This is a genomic window from Collinsella vaginalis, from assembly GCF_900176655.1.
Lineage (GTDB): Bacteria > Actinomycetota > Coriobacteriia > Coriobacteriales > Coriobacteriaceae > Collinsella > Collinsella vaginalis.
This window is the reverse complement of sequence record NZ_LT838857.1, coordinates 1-839: the sequence shown is the minus strand read 5'-3', so window position 1 is coordinate 839 and position 839 is coordinate 1. Positions and strand designations below refer to the sequence as shown.

Annotated in this window: 1 protein-coding gene; it reads left to right on the top strand. The window is 70.0% G+C overall.

Annotation, left to right across the window (positions count from 1 at the left end):
* The coding region (locus CAP13_RS08685; protein WP_143764942.1) for an SPASM domain-containing protein at positions 1–642 on the top strand (642 nt) is incomplete at its 5' end.
* Positions 643–839 lie beyond the last annotated feature (197 nt).

Here is an 839-nt window from a genome sequence, read left to right as displayed (position 1 = left end):
CCCGGCGCCTTCGACCGCACCATGGCCGGCATCGAGGCCTGCCGGCGCGCGGGCCTGCCGTTCCAGATCCACACCACCGTCCTGCAGTGGAACCGCGACGAGGTCTGCGAGATCACCCGCGAGGCCGAGCGCCTCGGCGCGCGGGCGCACTACATCTTCTTCCTGATCCCCGTGGGCCGCGGCGTGAACGTGCAGCCCGAGGCCCTCGACGTGGTTGCCAACGAGGATCTCCTCTGCCAGATCATGCACACCTCGACGGAGGTCTCCATCGAGGTCAAGCCCACCTGCGCCCCGCAGTTCACCCGCGTGGCCAAGCAGCTGGGCGTCGAGACGCGCTTCAGCCGCGGCTGCCTGGCCGGCCTCACCTACTGCGTGGTGGGCAGCGAGGGCATCGTGAGGCCCTGCGCCTACATGGTCGACGAGGCGGGCGACGTGCGCGAGCAGCCCTTCGATGAGATCTGGGCCTCGTCGCCGATCTTCAAGCGCCTGCGCACCCGCGCCTACTCCGGCGCCTGCGGCAGCTGCGAGTTCGCCGAGGGCTGCGGCGGATGCCGCGCCCGTGCGGCCTACTACCACCAAGGAGACGTCATGGCGCAGGACGATTACTGCGCCCACGGTATGGGGCTCGCCTGCGCATCGTAGGCGGCGGGTAAGCCAGCAGCGGGAAGGATGCATCATGGCTTGGTATGAGAACGTGACGATAAAGGACGCGCGGAGATCGGCTTTGCGGGCCGCGCTGGTGGGGGCCTGCGCCCTCGTCCTGGCGACAGGTGCCGGCTGCGCCGCGACACCCACGGGGTCGGCGGGCTCAGACGCGACGGGAAGCGAAACAACGGCTG